Source organism: Salinibaculum salinum (genome assembly GCF_037645885.1).
Classification (GTDB): domain Archaea; phylum Halobacteriota; class Halobacteria; order Halobacteriales; family Haloarculaceae; genus Salinibaculum; species Salinibaculum salinum.
In genome coordinates, this window is sequence record NZ_JBBENW010000008.1 from 17,847 (window position 1) to 41,834 (window position 23,988).

24 protein-coding genes and 2 pseudogenes are annotated in these 23,988 nt (G+C 62.8%); 17 read left to right on the top strand and 9 right to left on the bottom strand.

Going from position 1 to position 23,988, the window contains the following annotated elements:
- Positions 1–34: 34 nt before the first annotated feature.
- On the top strand, positions 35–508 hold the full coding sequence (locus WDJ60_RS09770) for a cupin domain-containing protein (protein WP_340100198.1): 474 nt from the start codon (positions 35–37) through the stop codon (positions 506–508).
- Positions 509–649: 141 nt separating this feature from the next.
- The gene (locus WDJ60_RS09775) at positions 650–793 is read left to right on the top strand and encodes a hypothetical protein (RefSeq protein WP_340100199.1); all 144 of its coding nucleotides are present in this window, start codon (positions 650–652) and stop codon (positions 791–793) included.
- A gap of 210 nt (positions 794–1,003) precedes the next feature.
- On the opposite strand, the gene WDJ60_RS09780 is transcribed toward WDJ60_RS09775, so the two are convergent.
- The gene (locus WDJ60_RS09780; protein WP_340100200.1) at positions 1,004–1,495 is read right to left on the bottom strand and encodes an acyl-CoA thioesterase; all 492 of its coding nucleotides are present in this window, start codon (positions 1,493–1,495) and stop codon (positions 1,004–1,006) included.
- 68 nt (positions 1,496–1,563) lie between these two features.
- Here WDJ60_RS09780 and WDJ60_RS09785 point away from each other — a divergent pair, with 68 nt between their 5' ends.
- Positions 1,564–2,460 (top strand): PhzF family phenazine biosynthesis protein, encoded by an 897-nt coding sequence (locus WDJ60_RS09785; protein ID WP_340100201.1) that lies wholly within the window; start codon positions 1,564–1,566, stop codon positions 2,458–2,460.
- Positions 2,461–2,668: 208 nt separating this feature from the next.
- Here the strand turns inward: WDJ60_RS09785 and WDJ60_RS09790 are convergent, their stop codons facing one another.
- Both WDJ60_RS09790 and WDJ60_RS09795 read right to left on the bottom strand, forming a co-directional pair.
- Positions 2,669–3,262 carry an early set domain-containing protein gene (locus WDJ60_RS09790; protein ID WP_340100202.1) on the bottom strand — a complete coding sequence of 198 codons (594 nt, stop codon included), beginning with the start codon at positions 3,260–3,262 and terminating at the stop codon, positions 2,669–2,671.
- Positions 3,263–3,435: 173 nt separating this feature from the next.
- Complete coding sequence (locus WDJ60_RS09795; RefSeq protein ID WP_340100203.1) at positions 3,436–4,398, bottom strand: amidohydrolase family protein; 963 nt, start codon at positions 4,396–4,398, stop codon at positions 3,436–3,438.
- Positions 4,399–4,494: 96 nt separating this feature from the next.
- On the opposite strand from WDJ60_RS09795, the gene WDJ60_RS09800 reads away from it, so the two are divergent.
- The 4 genes from WDJ60_RS09800 to WDJ60_RS09815 all read left to right on the top strand — a co-directional run bounded on the left by WDJ60_RS09800 (position 4,495) and on the right by WDJ60_RS09815 (position 8,739).
- Positions 4,495–5,946 carry a hypothetical protein gene (locus WDJ60_RS09800; RefSeq protein ID WP_340100204.1) on the top strand — a complete coding sequence of 484 codons (1,452 nt, stop codon included), beginning with the start codon at positions 4,495–4,497 and terminating at the stop codon, positions 5,944–5,946.
- A 198-nt stretch (positions 5,947–6,144) separates the two neighbouring features.
- Positions 6,145–7,260 (top strand): hypothetical protein, encoded by a 1,116-nt coding sequence (locus WDJ60_RS09805; RefSeq protein ID WP_340100205.1) that lies wholly within the window; start codon positions 6,145–6,147, stop codon positions 7,258–7,260.
- 151 nt (positions 7,261–7,411) lie between these two features.
- On the top strand, positions 7,412–7,927 hold the full coding sequence (locus WDJ60_RS09810) for a CoxG family protein (protein WP_340100206.1): 516 nt from the start codon (positions 7,412–7,414) through the stop codon (positions 7,925–7,927).
- Between the two features lie 149 nt (positions 7,928–8,076).
- A complete protein-coding gene (locus WDJ60_RS09815; protein WP_340100208.1) occupies positions 8,077–8,739 on the top strand; it encodes a flavin reductase family protein in 663 nt (220 codons plus the stop codon).
- Positions 8,740–8,776: 37 nt separating this feature from the next.
- Here WDJ60_RS09815 and WDJ60_RS09820 read toward each other — a convergent pair whose 3' ends face one another.
- Positions 8,777–9,346, bottom strand: coding sequence for a hypothetical protein (locus tag WDJ60_RS09820; protein WP_340100209.1), 570 nt, complete (start codon positions 9,344–9,346; stop codon positions 8,777–8,779).
- Between the two features lie 150 nt (positions 9,347–9,496).
- On the opposite strand from WDJ60_RS09820, the gene WDJ60_RS09825 reads away from it, so the two are divergent.
- Genes WDJ60_RS09825 through WDJ60_RS09835 form a run of 3 tightly spaced genes read left to right on the top strand, consistent with a single transcriptional unit; the run spans position 9,497 to position 13,707 of the window.
- Entirely contained in the window at positions 9,497–10,726 is a 1,230-nt protein-coding gene (locus tag WDJ60_RS09825) for an ABC transporter substrate-binding protein (RefSeq protein WP_340100210.1), read from the top strand.
- A gap of 45 nt (positions 10,727–10,771) precedes the next feature.
- The gene (locus tag WDJ60_RS09830) at positions 10,772–11,920 is read left to right on the top strand and encodes an ABC transporter ATP-binding protein (protein ID WP_340100211.1); all 1,149 of its coding nucleotides are present in this window, start codon (positions 10,772–10,774) and stop codon (positions 11,918–11,920) included.
- A complete protein-coding gene (locus tag WDJ60_RS09835; protein WP_340100212.1) occupies positions 11,917–13,707 on the top strand; it encodes an ABC transporter permease in 1,791 nt (596 codons plus the stop codon). Before WDJ60_RS09830 ends, WDJ60_RS09835 begins: the two co-directional genes overlap by 4 nt.
- Before the next feature lie 69 nt (positions 13,708–13,776).
- Here the strand turns inward: WDJ60_RS09835 and WDJ60_RS09840 are convergent, their stop codons facing one another.
- Positions 13,777–14,139 (bottom strand): nucleotidyltransferase family protein, encoded by a 363-nt coding sequence (locus WDJ60_RS09840; RefSeq protein WP_340100425.1) that lies wholly within the window; start codon positions 14,137–14,139, stop codon positions 13,777–13,779.
- 112 nt (positions 14,140–14,251) lie between these two features.
- Positions 14,252–14,350 (bottom strand): annotated as a pseudogene (locus WDJ60_RS09845) (nucleotidyltransferase family protein); the annotation flags it as partial.
- A 117-nt stretch (positions 14,351–14,467) separates the two neighbouring features.
- Here WDJ60_RS09845 and WDJ60_RS09850 point away from each other — a divergent pair.
- The 7 genes and pseudogenes from WDJ60_RS09850 (at position 14,468) to WDJ60_RS09880 (ending at position 20,373) form a co-directional block, all read left to right on the top strand.
- A complete protein-coding gene (locus tag WDJ60_RS09850; RefSeq protein WP_340100213.1) occupies positions 14,468–15,124 on the top strand; it encodes an XdhC family protein in 657 nt (218 codons plus the stop codon).
- Positions 15,125–15,209: 85 nt separating this feature from the next.
- Positions 15,210–15,509 (top strand): annotated as a pseudogene (locus WDJ60_RS09855) (XdhC family protein); the annotation flags it as partial.
- 357 nt (positions 15,510–15,866) lie between these two features.
- Entirely contained in the window at positions 15,867–16,316 is a 450-nt protein-coding gene (locus WDJ60_RS09860; protein ID WP_340100215.1) for a CoxG family protein, read from the top strand.
- Between the two features lie 45 nt (positions 16,317–16,361).
- A complete protein-coding gene (locus WDJ60_RS09865) occupies positions 16,362–18,614 on the top strand; it encodes a xanthine dehydrogenase family protein molybdopterin-binding subunit (protein ID WP_340100216.1) in 2,253 nt (750 codons plus the stop codon).
- On the top strand, positions 18,611–19,489 hold the full coding sequence (locus WDJ60_RS09870) for an FAD binding domain-containing protein (RefSeq protein ID WP_340100217.1): 879 nt from the start codon (positions 18,611–18,613) through the stop codon (positions 19,487–19,489). The genes WDJ60_RS09865 and WDJ60_RS09870 overlap by 4 nt, the downstream gene beginning before the upstream one ends.
- Positions 19,486–19,947: a (2Fe-2S)-binding protein gene (locus tag WDJ60_RS09875; RefSeq protein ID WP_340100218.1), complete on the top strand. Its 462-nt coding sequence runs from the start codon at positions 19,486–19,488 to the stop codon at positions 19,945–19,947. Before WDJ60_RS09870 ends, WDJ60_RS09875 begins: the two co-directional genes overlap by 4 nt.
- Positions 19,948–20,244: 297 nt before the next feature.
- Entirely contained in the window at positions 20,245–20,373 is a 129-nt protein-coding gene (locus WDJ60_RS09880; protein WP_340100219.1) for a hypothetical protein, read from the top strand.
- Positions 20,374–20,423: 50 nt separating this feature from the next.
- On the opposite strand, the gene WDJ60_RS09885 is transcribed toward WDJ60_RS09880, so the two are convergent.
- The 3 genes from WDJ60_RS09885 to WDJ60_RS09895 form a co-directional block, all read right to left on the bottom strand.
- Positions 20,424–21,395, bottom strand: coding sequence for an ABC transporter substrate-binding protein (locus tag WDJ60_RS09885; protein WP_340100220.1), 972 nt, complete (start codon positions 21,393–21,395; stop codon positions 20,424–20,426).
- Positions 21,396–21,440: 45 nt separating this feature from the next.
- Positions 21,441–22,904, bottom strand: coding sequence for a hypothetical protein (locus WDJ60_RS09890; protein ID WP_340100221.1), 1,464 nt, complete (start codon positions 22,902–22,904; stop codon positions 21,441–21,443).
- A 303-nt stretch (positions 22,905–23,207) separates the two neighbouring features.
- Complete coding sequence (locus WDJ60_RS09895) at positions 23,208–23,984, bottom strand: ABC transporter ATP-binding protein (RefSeq protein WP_340100222.1); 777 nt, start codon at positions 23,982–23,984, stop codon at positions 23,208–23,210.
- Positions 23,985–23,988: the final 4 nt, after the last annotated feature.

The window sequence follows — 23,988 nt, forward strand, 5'->3', positions numbered from 1 at the left end:
ATACCGTTTTTTCGATGCCGTGTGACGGTGACGTATGTCCAGGGTCAACGAAGCTGACCTCGACTGGAGCGAGTACGACCACGGCGATTCGGCCTTCCGACGGAAGGAACTCGGCGACGCCGCCGGGAGCGACAAGCTTGGTTGTAGCCTCTACGAACTCCCGCCGGGAAAACGCTCGTGGCCGTATCATTACCATACCGCAAACGAGGAGGCCATCTACGTCCTGGCCGGCGAGGGAACGTTGCGGGCCGACGACGGTGAACACGACCTGACCGCGGGCGATTTCGTTCCGTTCCACGCCGACGAGAGCGGCGGCCACCAGGTCGTCAACGACGGCGACGACCCGCTCCGATATCTCGCGGTCTCGACGATGGAAGAACCCGACGTGACCATCTACCCGGAGATGGAGAAGTTCGGCGTCTACGTCGGTTCCCCACCGGGTGGCCGCGACGAACGGACCTTCGACGGCTACTACCCGATCGACGCCGACGTGGACTACTGGGACTAACCGCCAGCAGGCAGCGCAACGAACCGGCCGGTCGTCACCTCTTTGCGGCAACCCGAATGATAGACCATTATGTTTATATACATCCCGGCCATCGGATCGAGTACAACCTTCATGACAGACCATGAGGGTTGCGGAGAACCAATGTACACCCACTACACAGACGCAGAGAACACTGGCGCACCGATGGTCCCGAACATCAACACCGACGACGACATCATGACCGACGGCGGACAGGACCGCGACGACCTCGCGGAGATCGTCCTGAGCCACCGGATCGAAGAGTAACTCGACTGGACCAATGACAGCGACCAACCACACACGAGCGGCACCGACGCGAACCAGCCTGCGGCTCCCCCGACAGGGTGTACGTCGGGTATCCGTACCCTCGAAATAATTCTGTCGAGTACTCCTCGACACGGTTTTTCTGCCGACCGATACCCGACACCCGCGGGTCCAGTACTGCGATAGAAGAGCGGTGCTGTGACGCTGCGGCCGCTACTCCATTCTGTCGAGCAGCGTCTCTAGCTGCTGTTGGCGCTGATTGCGGGCGATATCGCGGTGTTCGCGCTCAGCGTCGCTCTCACAGACCAGTTCGGGGACTTCCGTCGGCGTGCCGTCCTCGTCGACGGCGACGAACGTCAGAAAGGAGGAGGTGGTGTCGCGGGACTCGCCGGTCCGGGGTTCCTCGGCCATCACGTCGACTTTCACGTCGACACTCGTCCGGCCGGTGTCGAAGACGTACGCCTGTACGACGACGACCTCGCCGAGTTCGATTGGCGAGATGAAATCGACGTGGTCCATCGACGCCGTCACGCACTGTCGGTTGGCAAAGCGCATCGACGCGATTGCGCCACAGATGTCCATCCAGTGGAGGACTGCACCACCGAGCGCGCGCCCGAAGAAGTTGGTGTCGTCGGGCATCAGCAGTTCTGTCATCTCGGTGTGTGATTTGGAGAGCCGTGCGGTCTGCCTCTCGTCGGCTGTCATACTGGAAGCGACGGCCACTGCCCGGAAAGTCCCGACGGTTTCATGGGGTCGCCGGCCCGTCTCTGGGTATGGAAACACGTCAGGCGTTTCTCGTGGACGCGTGTGCCGCCGAACCGACCGGCGGCACCCCCGTCGGTGTCGTTCCCGACGGCGATGGACTGGCCGACGAACAGGTCTCGGCGGTCGCAGGAGAGTTCGCGACGACGGTCGCGCTCCCGGACGGCGACGATCTCCGAGTGAGCGGCCCATCGGGACTGCTCGACCATCATCCGGCCGCGACGATTGCGGCCGTCGGCCACCAGCACGAGCGTGGCGAGCGCGAGGTCGGGAGTCACACGCTCTCGACGGCAACGGGGACCGTCGAGACCGAAGTCACGAGCGACGGCGGCGTCTGGGTCGAGCAGTCACCGCCGACAGCCACGACGGCGAACGTCAGTGAGTCCAGCGTGGCCGACGCGCTTGGCATCGACCCCGCCGCGGTTCGGGACGTGGGCGCTGACTTCCCGCCGACGCTGCTCTCGGTGGGCATCGACGCGCTCGCCGTGCCGGTGAACTTCCTCGAACATCTCAGCGGTGCGCGTCCGGACGCGTCGGCGCTGGCAGCGGTCGCAGACGACGCTGCTGTCGATGTCGTCTGTGGCTTCACGTTCGATACGCTGGCGGCCGATGCTGCCTGTCACATGCGAGCGTTCGTTCCGCCGGAACAGTCGGTCGGGAGTCGAACCGTCGGGCAGGAGACGCTGGTGCTCCCGGCCGTGGCCGGCGGTCTGGTGTCGCATCTGTTCGAACGCGGGAGTATCGAGGACGCGGCGACGAGCGTCGAACAGGGCCATTTCGTCGACCGGCCCGGACGAGTGCACGTCGAGGCTGGCGGCAACCTCCGGGTCGGAGGCCATACGGTCACCAGTCTCGACGGCAGCGTGACGGTCCCGCCAGCCGAGGACGACGACATCATCGAGGTTTGAGACTATCGGCTGGAAACTGGACGCGTCTCGACTTACACGGATTTCTTGATTTGACCAATACAGAAGACTTGTAGAATTATAGTAGCCATTGCACACACGACTGCACGAGTGCGGTACGGTCGGTATGTAAATCGTTTCAATTGTTACTATAGATTCGCCGTGCCTGCAGAGGTTCGCTGTCGGACAATAATAATCCAGTCAGTAACCGTCAAACGATAGTAATCCGGTCGGCGATTCGCTCTTCTTCGTCGAACACGTCGTCGCCATCAATAGCGATTTCGTACTGGTACGTCCCCGGGTCCATGTCCGAGATGGTTTCGAGTTTCCCTCCCCACCCATCGGGAATATACTGTTCGTGGGGGCCAGACCACGACAACTCCACCGGCTCGATATCCGATTCGGGGAACTCGACGGTGACCGAGTTGATAGCGTCGGCACCGAGGAAATCACCCGTGTCGCTCTCGTAGACGCCGACGTTGAGTGCGACCTCTTCCCCAGCACTGAACTCCTGCTTGCTCTGGCAGTCATCTCCCGTCGTCGTTTCGTCGGAGCCATCTGAGCCGCCAGTTGTCGTTGTCTCGTTGGTGACTGTCGCGTTCCCAGTCGGTACATCGTCGTTATCGTCGTTGTCGTCGTTGCCACCATTGTCCTCGGGTGGCCCAGGGTCTGTGATGTAGTTACACCCGGCGACGCTCACTGTCGCCCAGGTTGCTGCACCTGAGGCGAGAAGGCGTCGCCGTGAGAACCCCGACTCCTCGTCGGCACTGTCACCGGCGTCTGTTTCGCTGTCGTTTCGAGACATTGTGGGAATACCTCTGTATGAACAGCCATCGCACTTAACCCTGACTGTCATTTCAGCGGCAGTAGGACTTCGAAACAGAACGTGGCATAGAGTATTCGAGAGAGTTGCAGTATCGTCACCGGCTACGGCGTCGACGCCTCGTGAGCCGCCTGACTTCTTGAGAAGCGGAGTAGTCAATCGACGTTGACCAGCACCTCGAGGGCGTTCCCGCCCCTGACCCGGTCAGCGTCGGTCATCGAGGTGACGTCGTCGATGGCCGAGCGAATCGACTCGACGCCCTCGGCGGTACGCGCCTCGTAGGGGAAGTCCGTACCAAAGAGGACGTTCGAGGAGGGGAACGCATCGAGCGTCCGCCGAATTGCGGCGCAGTCGTCGCCGTAGCCACCGGTGTCGACGTAGATGCGGTCCTCGAGTTGTCGCCTGAACTCGGGGTAGGGTTTCGCCCCGTCGAGGCCGGGCCAGAACTCCTCGCGGAGTCGGAGTTCGATGCGCCCGAGCATGCTCGCGATGTTCCCGCCGAGATGGTGATAGACGAGCGTGAGGTCAGGATAGCGGTCGAGAACTCCCTCGTGGATAGCCCGACAGATGCTCTCTCCGAGTGCGACCTCTCGGCCCCAGATAGCGTTGAGACCCAGTTCCCTGCCATAGACGCCCGGTGCGAGCGACTCGAAGAGTGTCGGGTGGACCAGCAGCGGCGCACCCGTCCGGTCGGCGACCTCGAGAACCGGTTCGAGTTCGGGGTCGGTGATGCCGACGCCGTCGCTGTCGGTCTCGATTGCCCCGCCGTTGAACCCGGCATCGAGACACCGCCGGAACTCGCGGGCCGCACGGTCGCCGCCGGCCGCAACTGGGAGAGCAGCCAGCCCGTACAACTGGTCGTGGGCCGCGACGAGGTCGGCGAGCGCGTCGTTCGAGTGTGCGACCGCCTCTGTGTTCTCGGAGCCAATGTGTGGGGGGGCAGAGAGGACCATGCCGTCGACGCCGGTCTTCCGGTAGACATCCAGAGCCGCGTCCGGGTCCGAGTGGATGGGAGCGCCAGCACTCTGTGTGATACTCTCGTGAATCGCGCGGTCCTCGACCGTCGGGAGGAAGTGACACGCGAAGTCGATGGTGGGAACGGAGCCGTCGGTCGACATACTCACCCCAAGGTCGGTTCGGGACTTATATCCAGCCACCGACATCTGAGAACGGACACAATAAATATATCCGAAGGGGATAAGATTCCGGACAGGATGACTGACAATTCGGACAACGCGACCAGCAGGCGACGACAGCCCGACACCCCCCGTGGGACGCTCGTATTGAGCGACGAGGAGGGGTACGTCGGGGACACCATCACGTTCAAGGGCCGGAACTTCCCGGCAGGAGAACAGTTAGAGATTCACTGGCACTCGGTCGAGGGGAAATGGGGCGTTCTCAAGGGCCACGAGATACTGGGAACGCAGTTCCGGCCCCGGACCGACGTCATCGCAACCGTCGAGGCCGACGAGTCGGGCTCGTTCGACGAAGAGTGGACGATTCCAGAGGACCACGGCGGCCGACACCGAATCGAAGTGAAAGACAGCGCGGGGCGGACGGTCGCGGACGACGAGTTCACCATCATCGCCTGGTTCGAACTGGAAGAGACGACGGCCGAACTGGGCGAGGCGTTCTTGCTCAGGGGCTACGGCATCAGTCCGGACGTGATGGCGACGAACTACCAGGTGGCCTGGGACAACGGCCATATCGGCTTCATGACGAGTGTCCGGAACCGCGGGACTGCGACCGCTGAAGTCCGGGCAGTCGGGCCACCCGGGGAACATCGCATCCAGGTCTGGCACGGCTACCGCGGCGTTCCGTACCTGCTCCGTGACGGGCAGTCACCGTTCCGGGCGGTCGCCGGTGACAGACAGACTGCCTGGACCGTCGAAGTGACCGAACCCGAGACCGAACCCGAGACCGCCTGGATGGACCCGCTTGCCAAGGAGCGTCCCATCAGCGAACACCTTGTCGACATCGACGTCGACGAGGACAGCGGGGCCAGCATCGACGTCACCCCCACGTGTGGGCAGGCCGGGACGGACGCAGTCATCACCGGAAGCGGGTTCCCCGCGAACACCGAAGTCGACCTCATCTGGTACCGCCACGAGGGCCACAACTCCCGGGGCCGGTCGAACGCGCCGGACCCGACGATAGAACCGGTCCCGTACCCCGACGTGTTGCCGACGGCCACAACCGACGACAGCGGCAAGTTCCAGGTCGAGACGACCATCGACCACGACGTCGGCTCGACGCGACCGATAACCGCGATGGTCGGCGGGCGGGAGGTCGCAGTGACGGGGTTCGTGATGCAACCCTCCATCGTGTCGTACGGGCCGACCGAGGGGCCAGCCGGGACCGAAATCGAAATCGAACTCTCCGGCGTCGGCTGGACGAACTACGAGAACTCCCTGTACTTCGTCTACGACAATCACCCGCTGGGGTATCTGTGTGGCACCGGCGGCGACGACGAGACAAGCATCGTCAACCCCGTGTTGCGCGCGACCGGGGAGCCGGGCTGGCACTTCATCGACGCCTACCCCTCGCTGTTCAACGTCGAGGAGGACGAACCCGACTTCGAACTCAGCCCCCACCTGTCCTACATCGACAACCACCCCATGCGCCCGATGCCTGCCTACCACTTCGCGTTCAAGATAACCGAGTGAGTAGCGCCGCACTCGTCGCCGGTAGGTGAAAAATAACCTGGATTTCCGGAGTGACAGTGAGCCACCGATCCGATCGGCAGCCGTCTGAGACAGGTTGTGACTCTGTATTATCACCGAAGTGGATTCAGTATAGTTACGTGATCCCGGCTAAAACTGCATGAGGTTTTTATACTATGCCATCAACTTGCAAAACGACCAATGAGTCAGAACACAAGCGACGCGAATCCCAGTGCGGATTCCGTCAACAAGAATGACAATTCGGGGCGCAAGTTGGGCGTGTCACGTCGCCGGATGCTGGCGACGGGCGCGGCAACGTGGGCAACGGTACTTGCGGGCTGTAGTGGCGGCGGCGAGGACGACGACACGCCAGAGGAAACCGAGACGACGGCCCCGGAACAGACAGAGACGCCGGAAGACGACGAGCCCCAACCGCAGCCCGAGAACTTCGTCGTGACTGCGGAGACGCTCTCCGGTGGCGGTGCGCCGAGTGCGGCCTCGTTCATCTCGGGCTGTGCAGCGACGAACGTCTTCGTCCCCGGCATGACCGTCGTCTTCCACGTCGGTATCTACGACCCGGCGACGGGCGACAAGCTGACCGACGAGGACCTCGACAGCGTCACCGTCGAGATGAACGGCGAGACCGTCGACCTGTCCTGGAGTTCGGACTACGAATGGGCTCAGCGCGAAGAGGGCAACGAGTGGATCGGAAGCTGGGACATCCCCGAGGACATCCTCAGCGACCAGGACTCCGCCAACATGGAGTACACCGTCAGCGTCTCCGGCGCCGACGGCAATTTCACGACGGTCGGTGTGCTGACCGACAACGTCGAAGTCGTCCCGTACGAGGACCCACGCAACTACGTCGTGACGACCGAGACGTTCTGGAACGGACACCCGTCCCCGGAGGAATCTAACGGCTTCGTCGGTTCGTGTGCGCCGGAGCGACAGTTCACGCAGGAGCTCGACGTCACCTTCGTCATCGGCGTCTACGACAGTACGAACGGCTACCTGGTCGGGACCGATGGGACGTACACGCCGGACGGCACGAATCAGGCCGACAGTCCAGCCATCTCCGAGGCCACGGTCGTCTCCCCGGACGACGAGTTCGAAGACGTGAGCCTGACCTGGAACGACTTCGCCGACGACGAGAACTCGACGGCACGCTGGAACGGCGTCCTCGAGACCGAAAATCTCGCGCCTGGCACCTACAACTACGAGGTGCAGGTCACCGAGGCCGAAGAGACCGAGCGGGGCCGCATCGACGCCACGATTGCGAGTAACTCCTTCACCATCATCGAAGTCAGCGGCAACTGAGACAGACCGTTGGAACCATTTTCGGCAGGGCTATCGAATACTGGCGGTTTCGCGGCCCAGGTGAATCGACTTCTTCGACCATAGTGGTAACAAATTACAGCAGTCCGTCTGAGAGGAGGGCTTTTTTACTCCGGTTTCGTTGTATCGCAGTATGGGCCAGGAGGACGACGTGCAACTCGGCGACGAGACACAGTCCGACGAGGGGGAGCGCACGCTCGAATTTATCGACACGGTCGAACTCGACGCGCCCAAGACGGAGGTGTGGGAGGTGATTTCGGACCCGGAGGTACTGACGGCCTGCGTGCCGGGCGCGGAGTCGATAGAGCGCGTCTCCGAGCGGGAGTACACGGTCGAGATTACCCGCGGAATAAGCCGGTTCACCGTCTCGCTGTCGGGCGAAGCGGAGTTCGTCGAGATGAACCCTCCCGAGTACATCGTCACGACCGGCAGTGCCTACGACGCAAAGACAGGAAGCGATTTCGAGATACTCGCGGCCATGGAGATGGACGACGACGGGGCGGGGACGGTGTTGACCTACAAGGCAGAGGTGACCTTCTCGGGTGGTATCACCTCGCTGAACACGCGGATTATCAAACCCATCGTCGCCCGGGACGTCAACAGCTACTTCGAGAACGTCAAAGACCGAATCGAGGCAGCTGAGGGCTGAACGGACTGGTGTAACGCGTTACCGCAGGGTGGGGCTGAACTGAACCCCGCTGACACGCCGAGGCTGCACCCTGGCTCGAAGATAATCACGGCAGTCTGTACGGTGCCACTTTCGGTTACTATTTTTCAGTTGCGGACGGAGGGGGTGATATGACCCAGCCAGATGCGACGGCAGTGTTCGATGAGATTTCCGAGATGGACTCGAAGGCCCTCTTCAAGCCGAAGGTCGTGGCGCTCGTAGTCTCGAACAGCGAGGACAAGGGACCGAACCTGATGACGGCGTCGTGGTACATGCTCGCGGGGTACAACCCGTTCCGGTACCTGCTGTCGGTCAGTCACAGCGATTACACCCACGAAATCATCGAGGAGAGTGGCGAGTTCGTCCTCGCCGCGCCCTCCTCGGAGATGATAGACGCACTCGTCCTGTCGGGGATGGAAAGCGGGCGCGACCTCGACAAGATCGACCACCTCGATATCGAGACGCTACCGGGCACGGAGATCGACGTTCCCATCCTGAAAAACGCCGTCGGGAACATCGAGTGCTCGGTCATGGATTCCTTCGAGTTCGAGAACTGCACCTACTACTTTGGAAAAGTCGAGAAGGCCTATATCACCGAGGACGGCCTCGATGGACGGCTTCTCTCGCTCGACGAGGACGTCCTCGCGTACATGGGCAGTGACTGGGCGGAGGGTGACACACACACGAAATCCCGGTTCTACGCCGAACTCGACAGCGAGGACCTCCGGCGGTTCCCCGGCGACCAGGTCGTCGAGGGACTCCCCGAGGACCGCCGAGAAGAATACGAGGAGTAACACACGTTCGGAGTGCCGTGGCCAGGCGGCGACCCGCTCACCACAGTGCCGAGTGGCTCGTGAACACGAACGGCGGGCCGTCGGCGTCTCCGTCGCCGAACAGAAACGCAAGAAACGGTAGCGACGCCTCCGCCCCGCCGATGACGGTCGTCTCCCGGGCCACCGTGTCGTCGAACAACTCGTCGTAGCGTTTGATCGTGTCGCGGTCGACCTGGATTCCGTAGAGTCGCTGGAGGAGGCGTTCACAGGCGTTATAAGAGTGTGTCTGGGCGTGTAACCGACAGAGGTCTACGATTGGCTTTGCGTACTCACAGCCCTCGTAGAAGTGCTCGGAGAGGTCCCCCTGGAACGACCGCCCACACGCCCGACACTCGTATTGCTGGACCTCCAGACCGACCTCCTCGAACCCTTCCTCGGTGACCAGACGGGCGAATGTCTTCGACGCCCGCTGGTAGCCGTTCTTTCGCAGGTCTGTCGAGTCACAGCCGGGACAGGGTCTGGACTGGCCGACGCGCATCCCGTCGTACTCACGGAGCTCGTTGTGGACCGACCTGATGAAAACCAGCGACGCGAGCGGGTCGAGGTCTTTCTCGGAGGGATCCTGCATCATCCACCCATTATATCTGGACAGACAAGAATCTTCACGTTACTATCCTACCCCTCTGTTAAGTCTATCACGTTAATAGTCTTTATATTGGAAGTAAAATTCGTGAAATATACCGAAGGATTAAAATTCACCCGTGGGGACCCACATAGTATGTCAACCGAAGACCGAGCCGCAGAATCCGGTCCACCCGAATCGGGACGTGACCACGCGAGCGGACTCTCCCGCAGAGCGTTTGTCGCGACCGGGGCGGCACTGTCAGTCGGGACATTCGCCGGCTGTTCCGGCGGCGGGTCGGAGCCGGACAACCCCTCGACCGACGAGGCGTGGACGACCGACGGTCTACTCGAGGAGATAGACGGCGACGAGACCATCACAATCTACGCTGGCACCGGCGACGACCAGCAGTGGTACGACCTCGTGGACGTAATCAACGACGAGTTCGGGACAAGCCTCGGGGCAGACGTCGTCGCCAGCGACGGCGGCACAGTCTCCCAGCGGTTCATTCAGGAACGGGAGGCCAACAACGAACAGGTCGACGTACTCAGCAGCGTCAGTAACGTGCAAGACGAGATCAAGAACACGGGGATGGAAGATGGCGAGGAGGCCGCCAACGACGTCGCGAGCGAGTACTTCGAAATGGGGGTCGACGAGAACTTCTGGTTCAAGGACGTCCTCGAGGACTGGCACCTCCTGCCGTTTATGGTGCCCGGGTTCAACGGCGGGACGAAAATCACCTTCCCGTACAACAAGGACATCTTCGACGATCAGGGCGCGGACGTGCCCGAAGAGTACGGCGACCTCCTCGATGATCAATACGAGGGGATGACGATGCTCGTCCCGGGCTACGTAGTCCGCACGTACGCGGGGTGGGCAATCAGCAAGGGAGCCAACGAGACGGACATGGGCGAGATGGAGTGGATGGATGCCCTCCGCGAGAACGTCGAATTCAAGACCGCAAGCTCGCACACGAGCGCGACGCGGGAGATCGCCAACGGCAACGCCGCGATGATGCTGTACAACTTCCCCAACACTGTCGAGGCGTTCATCACGGACTCGCCGGCACTGGGTGCAGCGTTCCCGAGTGGCGGCATGTGGCCGGCCTCGGGCGGACCGCTGTTCATCAACAAGAACGCGCCAAACCCTGGCGTCGCGCGCTTTTTCGTCAGCGCAGTGCTCGAAGAACCCGTCCAGAAGCGCATACTGGGCGAGGTGTACACCCAGGTGCCGGTCCGGCTGGACCTCGATTACTCCGACGTCGAAACCAACCCCTACAGTCGGAGGCGAATCGAAATCGACAGCGAAAAGATCGGGTTCTACGACACCGCACAGTACACCACCATCACACAGACCGCCCTAGAGGAAGAGAAGTTCGACACCTGAATGTGCTCGCTCACGCCCCGCCACGGAACAGACACCACGTCACCGATGACAATTAGCCAATCCAGCGCCAGACGGAACGGGACCGAACCGGACGCCGACACGCAGCTGACCGTCCGGGGCCTGTGCAAGCAATTCGGCGAGGAGTTTTGCCTCTCCGACATCGACCTGACGGTCGGGAGCGACGAGATCGTCGCCCTGCTGGGCCCCTCTGGCTGTGGCAAGACCACCACCCTGCGATGTATTGCTGGCGTCGAGACCCCCGACGACGGCCGGATACACATCGACGGCGACCTCGTGTTCGGCGACGGCCACGACGCCCCGCCCGAACGACGCGACGTCGGCATGGTCTACCAGAGCTACGCCATCTGGCCCCACAAGAGCGTCTACGAGAATGTCGTCTTCCCGCTGGAACACGCCGACCACGACGTTCCAGCCGACGAATACGACCGGCGCGTCCGGGAGATGCTCGAGTTGATGGAGATCGGCGACCTCGTCGACAACCCCGCCACCGACCTCAGTGGCGGCCAGCAACAGCGAACCGCCCTCGCGCGGTCGCTCGTCCACGACCCTAACCTCCTCCTGCTCGACGAACCCCTCTCGAATCTCGACAAAGAGCTCCGCAAGCAGATGCGCTACGAACTCCAGCGCATCCAGCACGAACTCGGCGTCAGCATGCTCTATGTCACGCACAGCCAGGAGGAGGCCTTCTATCTCGCCGACCGCGTCCTCGTGATGAACGACGGCGGCCTCGTCGAGTGTGGCACCCCAAGACAGCTCTACGAGCGACCCAAGTCCCCGTTCACGCGTCAGTTCATCGGCGTCCGCAACTGCTTTTCCGGAACCATCCACCACGACAGCGAGGCCATCGTCCACTCCGACCTGGTCGAGTTCCCACTTGAGACCGCCGACTACGTCGCCAACGGGAACGAGACGGACGACGTGACGTGTTTCCTCCGTCCAGATGATATTACGCTGGACCCGGCCAGGGAACCGGCGAACGGCCACGTCGAGGTCGGCGGCAGCGTCGTGGCCGAGGGGCTCCTCGGCGAGCACTACGAGGTGTCGGTCAAATGTGAGAACGCAGACGTCGAACTGGTCGTCCACACCAACCCCAGCAGGGAGTTCGACCGGGGTGACAGCGTCAGGCTCCGGTTCCAGCCCGAGCGACTCCAGGTGTACGAGTCTGACAGATGAGCGCACGTGGGGGGCCTATCGGTAGTCTCAAAAGCACCCTCGGCAGACTCACCAACTACGACAGCAAGTGGCTCGTACTTGTGTCCATTGTGCTCACGGTGACCGTCCTCGTCGTCGTCCCGCTCGTCTTTCTGCTGTGGACGAGCGTCTGGTCCGGGTTTCCCGGCCAGTCCGGAGCCGAGTTCACGCTCGGGAACTTCCGTGCCGTCTACACCGGGGACCTGTTCGACGTCAGGGAGCTGTTTCTGAACTCGCTGATCATCGCCGTCGTGGCGACGCTGACCAGCACGGCGTCCGGGCTAGCGTTCGCGTGGCTGTTCGTTCGCACGAACCTCCCCACGAAAGGGGCACTGGAGCTCGTGTTGCTCTCCGGACACGCGGTCCCGGGGTACATCTACGCGTTCATGTACCTCACCACGTACGCCCCCGACAGCGGACTCGTCTCGTCGGTGCTGGCGCGGACAGTCGGGGCCGGGATACCGCTCGCGATGACCGAACCCTGGGGAGTCGGGTTCGTAATCGGTGTGACAATCATCCCGACGTTTTACCTGCTCATCGTCCCGGCACTCCAGGACATGGACCCGACCCTGGAAGAGGTCAGCCGCGTCCACGGCGCGAACATCCGTGGCACGGTGCGCTCTATCACCGTCCCGCTGATAAAGCCTGCACTCCTCTCGGGAGCGGTCGTGGTGTTCCTGTACGGGCTTGGGGAGTTTTCAGTCGTCGCGATTCTCGGGATACGGGGCGGATTCGACGTCTACTCGACGAAAATCCACGAGGCGATTCGCATCGGGATACGACGTGAAGGGGAATTTTTGGCCAGCCCAGCCTACGGCGAGGCGGCGGCGCTGGCCTGTAGCCTGCTCGTCGTCATGTTCGTGCTGGTGTGGTACTACCGGAGCGTCACCAGCCGAAAAGAAGATTACATGACGCTTACGGGACAGCGTGGACAGAGACGGACGTGGGACCTCGGGAAGTGGCGCTGGCCCGCCGCACTCGCTCTCTGGGCGGTGCTCGGGTTCGTCTGGATTGTGCCGGTCGCAGTGCTGGCCCTGGCGTCTGTACACGCCAACTGGACTGGTGGCCTCGAGCTCTCGGCGCTGACGCTCGAACACTACGTCACGGCAGTCACGGACGCCCAGGTCCGGCAGGCGTTTACGAACAGCGTCCTCGTCGCGGTTGGTGGGGCCAGCCTGGGAACGGTACTGGTCGTCGGACTGTCCTATTATACCGAGCGCACGACGGCACGCTTCCGTGGCGTCGTCGACTTCCTCTCGTTGAGCCCACTTGCCGTCCCGGGAATCATCCTGGGGAGTGGCATCCTCTTTACGTTCCTGTGGGTCGGCAACGTCGCCCCGGTGTTCAGTCTCTATGGCACGCTCGGCATCATCATCGTCGGCTGTGTCGTCGTGTTCATCCCCGTCACGTCACGAATCGCCATCGGCAACGTCGTCCAGATTCACTCGGAACTCGAAGAGGTCGCCCGCGTCTCCGGGGCCACCTGGCTCCAGCAGATGCGCAGTATCTTCCTGCCGCTGTTCCGGAATACCGCCGTCGTCATCTGGTTCTTCCTCGCTGTCAACGTCTTCCAGTTGCTCTCGATTCCCGCGATGACCTACACTGCCGACACCGTCGTCATCCCCATCCGCCTGTTCCAGATGTACACCTACGACCCGAACATCGAGGTGCTCGCAGCCATCTCGACGATTTTTGTCGGCCTGACGATGCTCGTGGTGCTGGCGTTGCGCTATGCCGGCATCACCTTCTACGAACTCGGACGGCGGTGACCGCAAGAGAGAATATCGACCGGCCCGGACGGCCCCCACAGCACTGGCCCTCATACGGACCGTTGCAATTTATTCTTCCCCGATGTCGCCAAAACGGTCGACATCCCGCCGGACGCCGGGGTCGCTCGTTTCGACCAGAGTCCCTTCGTCCGCATCAAGGAGCACGGGTCGCCCGCCTACGTCACCCTCTAGAGCTAGCAGCGCGTCGAAGTGACTCCCATCGAATAGAACGGGGTTGCCACGCTTGCCGTCGCATGCGACAGCGAGCGCGGTGCCTGCCCCGTCTCGGTAAGCGGCCGTGAGGGCCTCGACGCTGCCGGGCCTGGCCCAGGGCATATCGCCGAGTGCAAACACCGCCGCGTCTGCGTCGCGGTCTCGTGCTGCCCGGATACCGGCGGCGACAGAAGCAAAAATCCCGGACCCCCTCCGCAGAGTCGAGTTCGACTGTCGCTATGCCGTCGGGAAGCGCCTTCGGAATGCGCCCGCTCTCGAAGCCGAGGATTGCTACGACCGCGGAGAGGTCGGCCGCGCACAGCGTCAACGCAGCACGGGTGACGACAAACTCTTCGCGTACCTCTGCGAGGAGTTTGTTGGCGTCCCCGAAGCGAGTACTCCGTCCCGCCGCCAGGAGGATTCCGACGATCTGTTCGTCCCCTCAACCGGTTCCTCCGGCGGCATCTCGACCGGCAGTTCGGACATATTCGACGTAACGGCGATGCACGATTTATATGTTCGTCGCGTCGCGTAGCCTGGACGAGGGATGGAACGTGAGTGGAGTCAGCCAGAGACGGCAGTACTCAACAGAGCGCGGGACCTTCTCGCGTCGGAGCGGCGCGCCGTACTCGCAACACTCGGTGACGTGGAGGGGAGTGCCTGTCGCCGGCCGGGAGCGAAACTCGTCGTACCGGAGGACTGCGACGGGACCGGTGCAATCACGGCCGGATACCTCGAAAACGAGGTGAAGCGCCTGGCCGGGTCGGTCTTTGAGGAGGGCACACCGCGATTGGAGACCTTCGACCTCCGGACCGACGACGGTTGCGGACTCGGAATCGGGTGCGACGGCACTGTCGAAATCCTGCTGGAACCGCTTGACAAGAGCCTTCGCTCGACGCTTTCGGCGCATGAGGAGCGTCAGCCGTGTGCGCTTCTGACGGTCATCGACGGTGAGGCCGAGGTGACGCTGGGCGACCGTGCCTGCTACCGCGAGGGCGACGGCGTGGTCACGACCCGCGGGGAGTGCCCCGGCTGGCTGGTCGACGGTGTCCGGGAGGTGGCTGAACGCCTCGCCTCGTCCGGCCGTGGCAAGACAGTCACTGTGACGGACCGACGGATTCGGTCCGCGTCTTCGCGGACGGTATCGCACCGCCGCCCCGCTTGCTCGTGGTCGGTACCGGCAACGACGCCCCACCGGTCGTGAGAACCGGCCTGCAAGCGGGCTTTTCGGTCTCCGTCGCTGGCTTCCGCGGTGGCAAGGCCGACCCCAAGCCGCGGAGGTCGTCTCGACCTCACCGGCAGACCTGTTGGACACCGTCGATCTCGGGCCCGAAACCTACACTGTCCTGATGACGCACAACTTTGTCGATGACCGGTTGACCTTGGAGTCGCTTCTCGACTCGCCGACCCCGTACATCAGCATCGTGGCTTCGACAGGTCGCGTCGAGAACCTGCTCGACGCCATTGAGGAGGGCTGCCGCTCACTGGATGTGGCCGACTGCGACCGCATCTACGCGCCCGTGGGCCTGAACCTCGGTGGGGGCGCCCCCGGGCAAATTGCGCTCATACTGTTGGACGTAACTTCGTAAAGATATTGGCCACCCCGGGGTGGCGAAATTCTTGAAAGGCTTACGTCCGACAGTATCAGCATCGCCAGCGAGGTGTTGGCGGTCCACAACGACCGGACCCCGGGACATCTCCGCGACCGCACCGGGCCGATTCACGACCGGTCGGACTGACACCCGGATGGGGTCGCTTCTTGTGTCACGGCCCGGACCGGTACTGTCAACTGACGGGGGAGGTACCCGCGTTGGGATACTGCGATAGACCTCACGTTAGCTTGTCACGACTATGCGTGGACAGCACCGCTCCACGAGGGGCACGTCGAACCGGAGGGTATGGGACGTCCGGAGGTTTTCTAAAGCGGGCGGCCCAATCTCCGCCTCATGGAGTACGAGGGGAGCGCGACTATTCCCGCGAATAGGGCGGAGGCGTGGGACCCCATCACCGACCCGGAGGTACTGACTTCGTGCATCATGGGCGCTCAGGAAGTGACACGGGTTTCCGAGCGCAAGTACGAGGGTTTAATTCAGCAGTCCGTCGCCGGCATCACCGTCTCGATGGAGGGCGAGGTCGAAATTCTGGATATGGACCAACCCGAGCGGCTGACGTTTTCCGGTACTGGATCCGACTCCAGAACAGGGAGCCGGATGGACGCTGACGTGGAGGTGCACCTGATGGAAGACGGCGACGAACTGGTCATGGACTACGCCGTCGACATCACCTTCACTGGCAAACTCGCGACGCTCGGCTCGCGGATTCTCAAGCGCCAAGTGAAGGCAAATGTCGACACCTATTTCGACAACCTCGTCGAATATATCACCGAGAGTCAATGACAGGGAGTGTCACACAGAGCAACCAAAGCGACAGGAGGGCCTACCATGAGCAACCGGGAGCATAGCGACGGCGGGTGGTCGGTTGGGCAGAGCGCCCCCCGGAAGGACGCCCGGCGGAAGGTTCGGGGGACTGCCCGGTACGGGACAGACATAGAACGAGAGGATATGCTACACGCCGGCGTGGTCCGGTCACAGCAGTCCCACGCCCGCGTCGAATCTGTCGAGACCGAAAGGGCCGCTGCCGTCGACGGCGTGTCGGCGGTCGTCACGCGCGCTGACCTGCCTGAGGGCTACGGCGACCGGGTACGTCACTACGGGGACGTCATCGCGGCGGTTGCCGCGGAGTCTCGCGAGGCCGTCGACACGGCATTGTCGGCAATCGAGTACGACCTCGATTCCCTCGAATCGGTCCACGACCCGCGCGAGGCGGTCCGCGAGGACGCGCCGCTCGTTCAGGCGCACCCCGAGTTCAGCCACGCGCACCGCCACCCTCGATTCACCGAAGGCACCGGATACGTCCAGAACGTCGACGACTACCACAGCGCCGACTTCGGCGATGCAGAGGCCGGACTCGTCGAAGCCGACCACGTCCACGAGGCGACCTATCGGACGCCCCGCACGAACCACTGCAACCTCGACTGCCACTGCTGTCTCGCGGAGTGGGAAGACGACACCCTCAGAGTCACCGCTACGATGGGCAACCGCGGGCACGCCGAGAAAACGCTCGAACGTCTGTTTCCGGACTGCGAAGTCGAAATCGAGCGCCCGCCGACCGCTGGGTCGAGTTTTGGGGGCCGATCGCTGGTAAAACTCACGCTCGAACCAGTTGCCGCCGTGCTGGCCCGCGAGACCGGCCGCCCGGTTAGGCTAGCCTTCGACCGCGAGGTGGATTTTACCGCTGGCGACTCCCGACACCTGACGGTCATTGACGTGACCGCCGGCGCGACCGCAGACGGGGATCTGACGACGCTGGTTGTCGACGTGGCTGCCGACACTGGCCCCTACCCGAACGGGGTCGGCCACATCGTTCTGAGTAGCTGTCAGAACCGTCCCGTCGAACTGTACGACGTGGAGAACTACCGTTTCGAGGGCGTTTCGGCGTTCACGAACAACACGCCGGCCGGCGAGTACCGTGGTATCGGCGTCACGCAGGTGACGTGGGCGCTGGAATCGCATCTCGATGAACTCGCCCGGCAGGCCGGGTTCGAACCCGTGGAGTTCCGCCGTAGTAACTGGGTCGAAGAGGGGGAGGACCATCCCGTCTCGGGCGGCCCGGTAGCGAATCCAGGGCTGCATGAGTGTCTTACCCGGGGCAAGGAGACGTTCGCCGACATCCGCTCGGAGCCAAACGGTGGGGATAGCGGGGTCGTCTACGGATACGGGGTCGCCGCTGGCGGGCAGATCTCGACACCAGCGAACGACAAGAACACCGACTATTCCGAGGCGAAACTCGTCCTCGACGCGGATGGGTCGCTGGTCGCCCGGACCGGCGCAATCGATATCGGGCAGGGCGCGGAGACGACATTGGCACAAATTGCGGCTGCCCAGACCGGCATTGACTTCGACCACGTGAATGTCGAGGGGTACGACCCTGCCGCCGATATCGAGGACAAGTATGGCTCCATCGCCAACAGGACGACGTATCTCATCGGCAGTGCGGTCCAGCGGGCCGCCGAGGACCTGACCAGCGAACTCCGCTCGCGGGCTGCGTTCCACCTTGACGCGGCGGCCAGAGACCTGACCATCGCAGGGGACCGGATTGAGGCACCCGACGGCGACGCGGTCGCCCTCGAAACGCTGGTGGAAGACCCGATTGCGGCGACCGGACGGGTCGAGACCAACACAGCCGTGACGGGCTACGGCGTCCATTTCGCGGAGGTAGCCGTCGATACTGAGACCGGGAAGACTGATGTGACGGTCTACGTGGCGGCTCAGGACGTAGGCTACGCCATCAACCCGACAATGGTCGAGGGCCAGCTGGAGGGAGCCATCCAGCACGGCATCGAGTTCGCCACGCTCTCGGAATTGCAACTCTCGGAGGGCATCCCGGAAAACGCGAACCTGGCCGACTACCCCGTCAGTTCGCCCGCGGAGATGCCCGACCGGTTGGCCTGTGAAATCGTCGAGACCAACGAACAATCCGGGCCGTTCGGCGCGAAGGGCGTCGGCACTCCCTCGATTCCGCCGGTTGCGCCCGCCATCACGAACGCCATTCGTGACGCCGTCGGTGTCCGCTTCACGACAGCGCCGGTCCGCGACGAGGACGTGTTCCTCGCACTCCAGGAGGGAGAGCAATGAGCGGTGAGGGGACCACTCCCGACTACTTTGCCCCGGAGTCGGTTGCGGACGCTTGCCAGCGACTCGCGGGGGAGGAGGGCTCCGTGAAGGTCGTGGCGGGCGGGCAGACGCTCATGCTCATCTTTCGGCAGGGGTTCGTCCAAGCAGACGCGCTGGTGGACATCAGTCGCCTACCGGAGCTGTCAGGTATCTCGACGGGGGACGGCAGAGCGAGAGTCGGCGCGACGACAACGTACGCGGACCTTGCTGCCCACGAGGTTGCGGACCGCGTGACGATGCTTGGGGAGGCCTGCAACGGTATCGCCGACCGCCAAGTGCGCAATGTCGGGACCATCGGCGGCGCGCTTTGTCACGCGGACCCTGCCTTCGACATCGTGCCGCCGTTGCTCTGTCTTGACGCCGACGTGCAGGTTGCCAGCGAGGGAGACCACCGAAGACTCCCGCTGTCTGCGTTTCTCGTCGGCCACATGCGCACCGACCTTGGTCCCGACGAACTGCTAGAAGGGGTCGCGTTCAACCTGCCCGGCCCCCAGCAGTCCGGGTCGGCCTACGAGAAGCACGCCGCTGTTGACGATGGGTGGGCGACAGTGGGGGCCGCTACCCTTGTCACAGTCTCGGATGGCACCTTCTCCGACGTGCGCGTCGGCCTGACTGCCGTGGCCGACACCGCGGTCCGGTCGCCCGCCGTCGAGTCGACACTAGTCGGCAACCCGGTGACCGAGGACGCAATTGAGGCGGCCAGCGAGGAAGTGACTGCGGACATCGACCCACTGGACGACCTTTCGGGGTCGGCCAAGTACAAGCGGGGCCTAGCTCCGACGCTCGTCGCGCGCAGTCTTACAACCGCAACCGAGCGAGCGAGAGGTGACCGATGAACGTCACGTTCGAACTCGATGGTGAACAACAGACGGTCGAAACGCCGCCGGACAGACCGCTCCGCGAACTACTCCGCCAGGAGTGCGACCGCAAGAGCGTCAAAACTGGCTGTGACAGTGGCCGGTGTGGCTCCTGTACGGTCCTGCTTGACGGTGCGGCGGTCAAATCCTGCCTGGTCATGGCCGCACAGGTCAACAGCCGGTCGGTCACCACGGTAGAAGGCATCGACGACGGTAGTCTCGGCCGCGAGGTTCAGGATGCGTTTGAGGAAGCCTTCGCCATCCAGTGTGGCTACTGCACGCCCGGATTTGTCCTCTCAGGGCTCTCGTATCTGCGGGACAACCCCGACGCAGACCGTGAGGAACTCCGAGCAGCACTGTCCGGGAATGTCTGCCGGTGTACGGGGTACGAGAAAATTCTGGATGCTGTCGAGCGGACCGCCGGGACGAGCGACTGAGGCCCCATCCATGCCATCTCAAATCGGTCCAAAAGTGTTTGTTGCCCTGCTGACGGGACGTATCCACGGCCTGAAGGCGTGGTATTGCGCCTGTTCAGCGTATAATAGGTAGCAGATCCACCAGGCCATCCGCTTGAGTTGAACCGCGCTGTCCCCGGCGGGCGCGTGGAGATGTTGGATGTCGAACTGGTCGGGGCTGATCCCGGTGAGGTACCTGCTCCAGCCTGATCACATTGGGGAGTGACGGCGGGCGTGCAGAATGTTTCTCATAGCTCTACGATCATCCGCCTGTTCCAGATGTACACCTACGACCCGAACATCGAGGTGCTCGCAGCCATCTCGACGATTTTTGTCGGCCTGACGATGCTCGTGGTGTTGGCGTTGCGCTATGCCGGCGTCACCTTCTACGAACTCGGACAGCGGTGACCGCAAGAGAGTACGGCGACCGACCCGGACGGTCCCCACGACACTGGTTCTCAGGCGTAATACGGGGTATCGAGCGTCTCGGTGTAAAAGAGGTCCCCGACATCGTATTCCTCGGCGGCGACGCCCTGGGCGTGTGCGTACTCGACCAGCGTCTCGAGGGTCGTGACGTTGTTCTCGGTGAGTCCGTACTCCCAGGGGTCGTCACCGAGAATCTCCCGCTGTGTGTCGGCGTAGATATCGGCCCACACAAGGGGGAGTTCGCGTGGGCGGTCAAGCACCTCCAGACCGACCGCTTTGGCCCGCTCGAAGGCGTCGTAGAGTTTCTGGACGACCCAGGGGTGGTCCTCGATTACGCTGTCTTTCAGGACGATGGCGTGCATAATCGGGAACACGGACCTGTCCCGGTAGAACTGCTGTTCGACGGCCTCGGCGTCGGGAAACAACCGCGTCCCACCGGCCACGTCGGCGTCGACCGGGTGGAAGATGCCGTCGATGTCGCCGTCTTCGAGTTTCTCCTGGAGGACCCAGATGGTGTTGTCCTGGACATCGAGGTACTCAACGTTGTAGGCGTCCGGGATGTCGACATCGATTATCTCTGTGCCGGCCGCGACCCAGTCGATTGCAGTCGTGTCGACGCCGTGATAGTCGTCGAGGATACCTCGCTGCCAGATGCCAGTCGTCGTCTGCCAGTTGACGATGCCGACGCGTCGCCCTTCCAGGTCCGCCGGGGACTCGATGCCGGCACCCTCGCGTTTGTACATATAGGACTGCCGGAACTTCCGGAAGGGAAAGACGGGGATTGCGGTAAACGGGAACTCCTCGGCACGCGCCCGCGAGGCGAGGTACGTCCCCATCGACATCTCACAGGCGTCGAACTCGAGGTTGCGGACCATCCGGGAGAACCGGACCGGGTTGGGGTAGTCGACCGCCGTCAGATTCACGCCCTCGGGTTCGACGCGACCGTCCCACAGCGGTTGCGTCCAGGCGTAGTCGTGACAGGCCAGTGCGAGCTGAAGCGTCATGGAGAGACTCTCACACCGCGCCAAATTGGGCGTTTCGGTCGGTTCTCACTCCGTGATTTTGAACGCGAAGTGATAGGCCGGCAGCGGCCGCCCAGGATGGTTGTCCCAGTACGACAGGTGCGCACGGAGTTCGAACTCGGGGTCGTTCTCCCGCATGTGGAAAAGGGAGGGGTAGACGTCGATGAAGTGCCAGCCCGGCTCGCCCGTCGCCGGAATCTCGACGCGGACGAGTCCGTCGTTCCCGCCAGTACCACAGGCGTATCCCAGCGGCTTGTTGTCGTAGACGAACACCGGTGCGTTCCCGTAGTTCGTCCAGCCGACACCGGTGAGATCTATCTCTATTTCAGTCCCGACCGGCCCCTCGGTCGGACCGTACGACGAGATGGAGGGTTGCATCATAAAGCCCGTCACTGCGACCTCCCGCCCGTCGACCGCGGCCGTAATCGGTCGCGTCGAGCCGATTGCTTCGGGAATCTCGAATTCGACCTGGAACGTCCCGTCGTCGTCGGTCGTGGCCGTCGGCAACACGTCGGGGCGGGGTTCCGGGGCGACTTTCAGGTCCGGTGACTCCTCGGGGCCCTGAGGCATGCGGTGACCGTCGTGGTGATACCAGATGAGGTCGACCTCGGTGTTCGCCGGAAACTCGCTCCCGGTGATGAACGCGATCGTTCCGGCCTGGCCGTGCTGGGGCCAGATGCCCAGTTCGGCGTCGGTGTCCTCGTCAAGTTCGGGATAGTGGATGTCGAGCGGCGCCTCCTCGTACTGGGAGTCAATCCAGGCGGTCTCGGGTTCGGTCTCGGGTTCGGTCACCTCGACGGTCCAGCGTGACGGACGGTCGCCGCCGACGGGACCGTACGGCGACTGGGTGTTGTTCTGGAGGTAGGGAAACCCTCGATAGCTGCGCCAGACCTCGATGACGTGGTCACCGGGAGAACCGACGGCCCTGATTTCGGCGGTGGCAGTGCCACGGTTCATCACGCCGGTCATAAAGCCGATGGTCCCGTTGTCCCAGGACACCTGGTAGTTGTTCGTGACGAGGTTCGGTCCGATGCCGTAACCACTGATTGTGAACGTCTCTCCCAGTGGCGCTTCAGTTCGATTGATTTCGAACCACGGTCGAATCTCGAAATCGGCGCGGTCGACGACCTCGCCGTCGTCGGTTTTGAGGTCGATACGGTGGGACCCACCGTAGTCCTCCTGGACCTCCCACTGGAAGTCGAAGGCACCCGATTCGTCGGTCTCGACGGTCGCGAGAACGTCGGTGCGGCGAGCGTACTGCGGCCCGACGACCTCGTTGCCCTCGAGGATTCCCCACCGACCGTTGGTCGAGTACCACTCGATGTCGAATCGCTCGTTCGCCGGGAGGTTCCGACCTTTGAAGGTGATGGTGTCCCCGACGTACCCCTCGTCATCGCTCACCACGAGCGTCCCCTTTCTGTTGCCGCCACCGCGGCGGTGGTCCTGGAGCGCGTCTTCTACGTCCGAAGAAAGCCCCGGTTCATCAGTCATACACCGAAATTACGACCCAACTCAAATGATTGTATCGGTCATGGGAATCCATCACGCGTTGTCGCTCCCGCAGTTTTCGAACACGTGGAAATCTCGGAGCGGGATTACGGCCACTGTGAATAAGCCAGGACAAGCCTGAATCGAGGGGTGGAGACAGTACCGCAATGACACGACTGCGCATCATCGCATCCGGTGCTGTGACGGAGGCAACGGTGCGTCTCGCGGGGTGCGGACGAGTCACATACCCCGGTGCCCTGGACGGGGACGACGGCGGAAACGGAGGACCACCGGGTAACACGACCGTCACGACACGGTCAGTCCGAGTTCCTCTCGCAGTCGCGTTCGAAGCCGCTTAAATTCCGAACCGCCTTCGATATCGACGCGCCGGTCCCACCGCGGTCGGTCTATATTCACGTCGAGGGTCGTCGTAATCGTCGCCGGTTTGGCGGACAACACCAGCACGCAGTCGGCGAGATAGACCGCCTCGTTGATATCGTGGGTGACGAACAGAATCGTCTTTTGCTCGGTGTCCCACAACTGGAGGAGTTCGGTCTGCAATCGGTCTCTGGTCTGCGCATCGAGCGAGCCGAAGGGTTCGTCCATCAGCAGGATGTCCGGGTCGACCGCCAGCGCGCGCGCCAGGCCGACGCGCTGTTTCATCCCGCCGGAGAGTTCGGCGGGGTACGCGTCCTCGGAGCCTGCCAGTCCAACGTTCTCTATCCACTCCCTGGCCGCCGCCTCCGGCTGGCGGTCGGTCCGGTCGGGCTGTATGTCGGCGCCGACGACCACGTTCTCCAGAACGGTCTTCCAGGGGAGCAGCCGGAAATCCTGGAACACCATTGCGATGTCATCAGAGGGTCCAGTAATCGGTCCCCCACTGGTGACGATATCACCGCCGTCGTAGTCAACGACACCCGCGATACATTTCAATAGCGTCGTCTTCCCACACCCGGAGGGACCCACGATAGCGACGAACTCGTTTTCCCCGACATCGAAGGAAAGTTCCTCTAGAACCCTGACTGCGTCCGGTCCGGAACCGTAGGATTTCGACAGCCCCGCGACAGAGAGAGAGTGGGACATACCC

What these genes read in the sequence shown, in the direction of transcription:
- WDJ60_RS09895 (WP_340100222.1), bottom strand. Translation starts at nt 23,984, where the DNA reads ATGTCCCACTCTCTCTCTGTCGCGGGGCTGTCGAAATCCTACGGTTCC.
- WDJ60_RS09780 (WP_340100200.1), bottom strand. Translation starts at nt 1,495, where the DNA reads ATGACAGCCGACGAGAGGCAGACCGCACGGCTCTCCAAATCACACACC.
- WDJ60_RS09775 (WP_340100199.1), top strand. Translation starts at nt 650, where the DNA reads ATGTACACCCACTACACAGACGCAGAGAACACTGGCGCACCGATGGTC.
- WDJ60_RS09850 (WP_340100213.1), top strand. Translation starts at nt 14,468, where the DNA reads ATGGAACGTGAGTGGAGTCAGCCAGAGACGGCAGTACTCAACAGAGCG.
- WDJ60_RS09860 (WP_340100215.1), top strand. Translation starts at nt 15,867, where the DNA reads ATGGAGTACGAGGGGAGCGCGACTATTCCCGCGAATAGGGCGGAGGCG.
- WDJ60_RS09815 (WP_340100208.1), top strand. Translation starts at nt 8,077, where the DNA reads ATGACCCAGCCAGATGCGACGGCAGTGTTCGATGAGATTTCCGAGATG.
- WDJ60_RS09875 (WP_340100218.1), top strand. Translation starts at nt 19,486, where the DNA reads ATGAACGTCACGTTCGAACTCGATGGTGAACAACAGACGGTCGAAACG.
- WDJ60_RS09785 (WP_340100201.1), top strand. Translation starts at nt 1,564, where the DNA reads ATGGAAACACGTCAGGCGTTTCTCGTGGACGCGTGTGCCGCCGAACCG.
- WDJ60_RS09890 (WP_340100221.1), bottom strand. Translation starts at nt 22,904, where the DNA reads ATGACTGATGAACCGGGGCTTTCTTCGGACGTAGAAGACGCGCTCCAG.
- WDJ60_RS09880 (WP_340100219.1), top strand. Translation starts at nt 20,245, where the DNA reads ATGTACACCTACGACCCGAACATCGAGGTGCTCGCAGCCATCTCGACG.
- WDJ60_RS09865 (WP_340100216.1), top strand. Translation starts at nt 16,362, where the DNA reads ATGAGCAACCGGGAGCATAGCGACGGCGGGTGGTCGGTTGGGCAGAGC.
- WDJ60_RS09805 (WP_340100205.1), top strand. Translation starts at nt 6,145, where the DNA reads ATGAGTCAGAACACAAGCGACGCGAATCCCAGTGCGGATTCCGTCAAC.
- WDJ60_RS09770 (WP_340100198.1), top strand. Translation starts at nt 35, where the DNA reads ATGTCCAGGGTCAACGAAGCTGACCTCGACTGGAGCGAGTACGACCAC.
- WDJ60_RS09835 (WP_340100212.1), top strand. Translation starts at nt 11,917, where the DNA reads ATGAGCGCACGTGGGGGGCCTATCGGTAGTCTCAAAAGCACCCTCGGC.
- WDJ60_RS09885 (WP_340100220.1), bottom strand. Translation starts at nt 21,395, where the DNA reads ATGACGCTTCAGCTCGCACTGGCCTGTCACGACTACGCCTGGACGCAA.
- WDJ60_RS09795 (WP_340100203.1), bottom strand. Translation starts at nt 4,398, where the DNA reads ATGTCGACCGACGGCTCCGTTCCCACCATCGACTTCGCGTGTCACTTC.
- WDJ60_RS09790 (WP_340100202.1), bottom strand. Translation starts at nt 3,262, where the DNA reads ATGTCTCGAAACGACAGCGAAACAGACGCCGGTGACAGTGCCGACGAG.
- WDJ60_RS09800 (WP_340100204.1), top strand. Translation starts at nt 4,495, where the DNA reads ATGACTGACAATTCGGACAACGCGACCAGCAGGCGACGACAGCCCGAC.
- WDJ60_RS09820 (WP_340100209.1), bottom strand. Translation starts at nt 9,346, where the DNA reads ATGCAGGATCCCTCCGAGAAAGACCTCGACCCGCTCGCGTCGCTGGTT.
- WDJ60_RS09810 (WP_340100206.1), top strand. Translation starts at nt 7,412, where the DNA reads ATGGGCCAGGAGGACGACGTGCAACTCGGCGACGAGACACAGTCCGAC.
- WDJ60_RS09870 (WP_340100217.1), top strand. Translation starts at nt 18,611, where the DNA reads ATGAGCGGTGAGGGGACCACTCCCGACTACTTTGCCCCGGAGTCGGTT.
- WDJ60_RS09830 (WP_340100211.1), top strand. Translation starts at nt 10,772, where the DNA reads ATGACAATTAGCCAATCCAGCGCCAGACGGAACGGGACCGAACCGGAC.
- WDJ60_RS09825 (WP_340100210.1), top strand. Translation starts at nt 9,497, where the DNA reads ATGTCAACCGAAGACCGAGCCGCAGAATCCGGTCCACCCGAATCGGGA.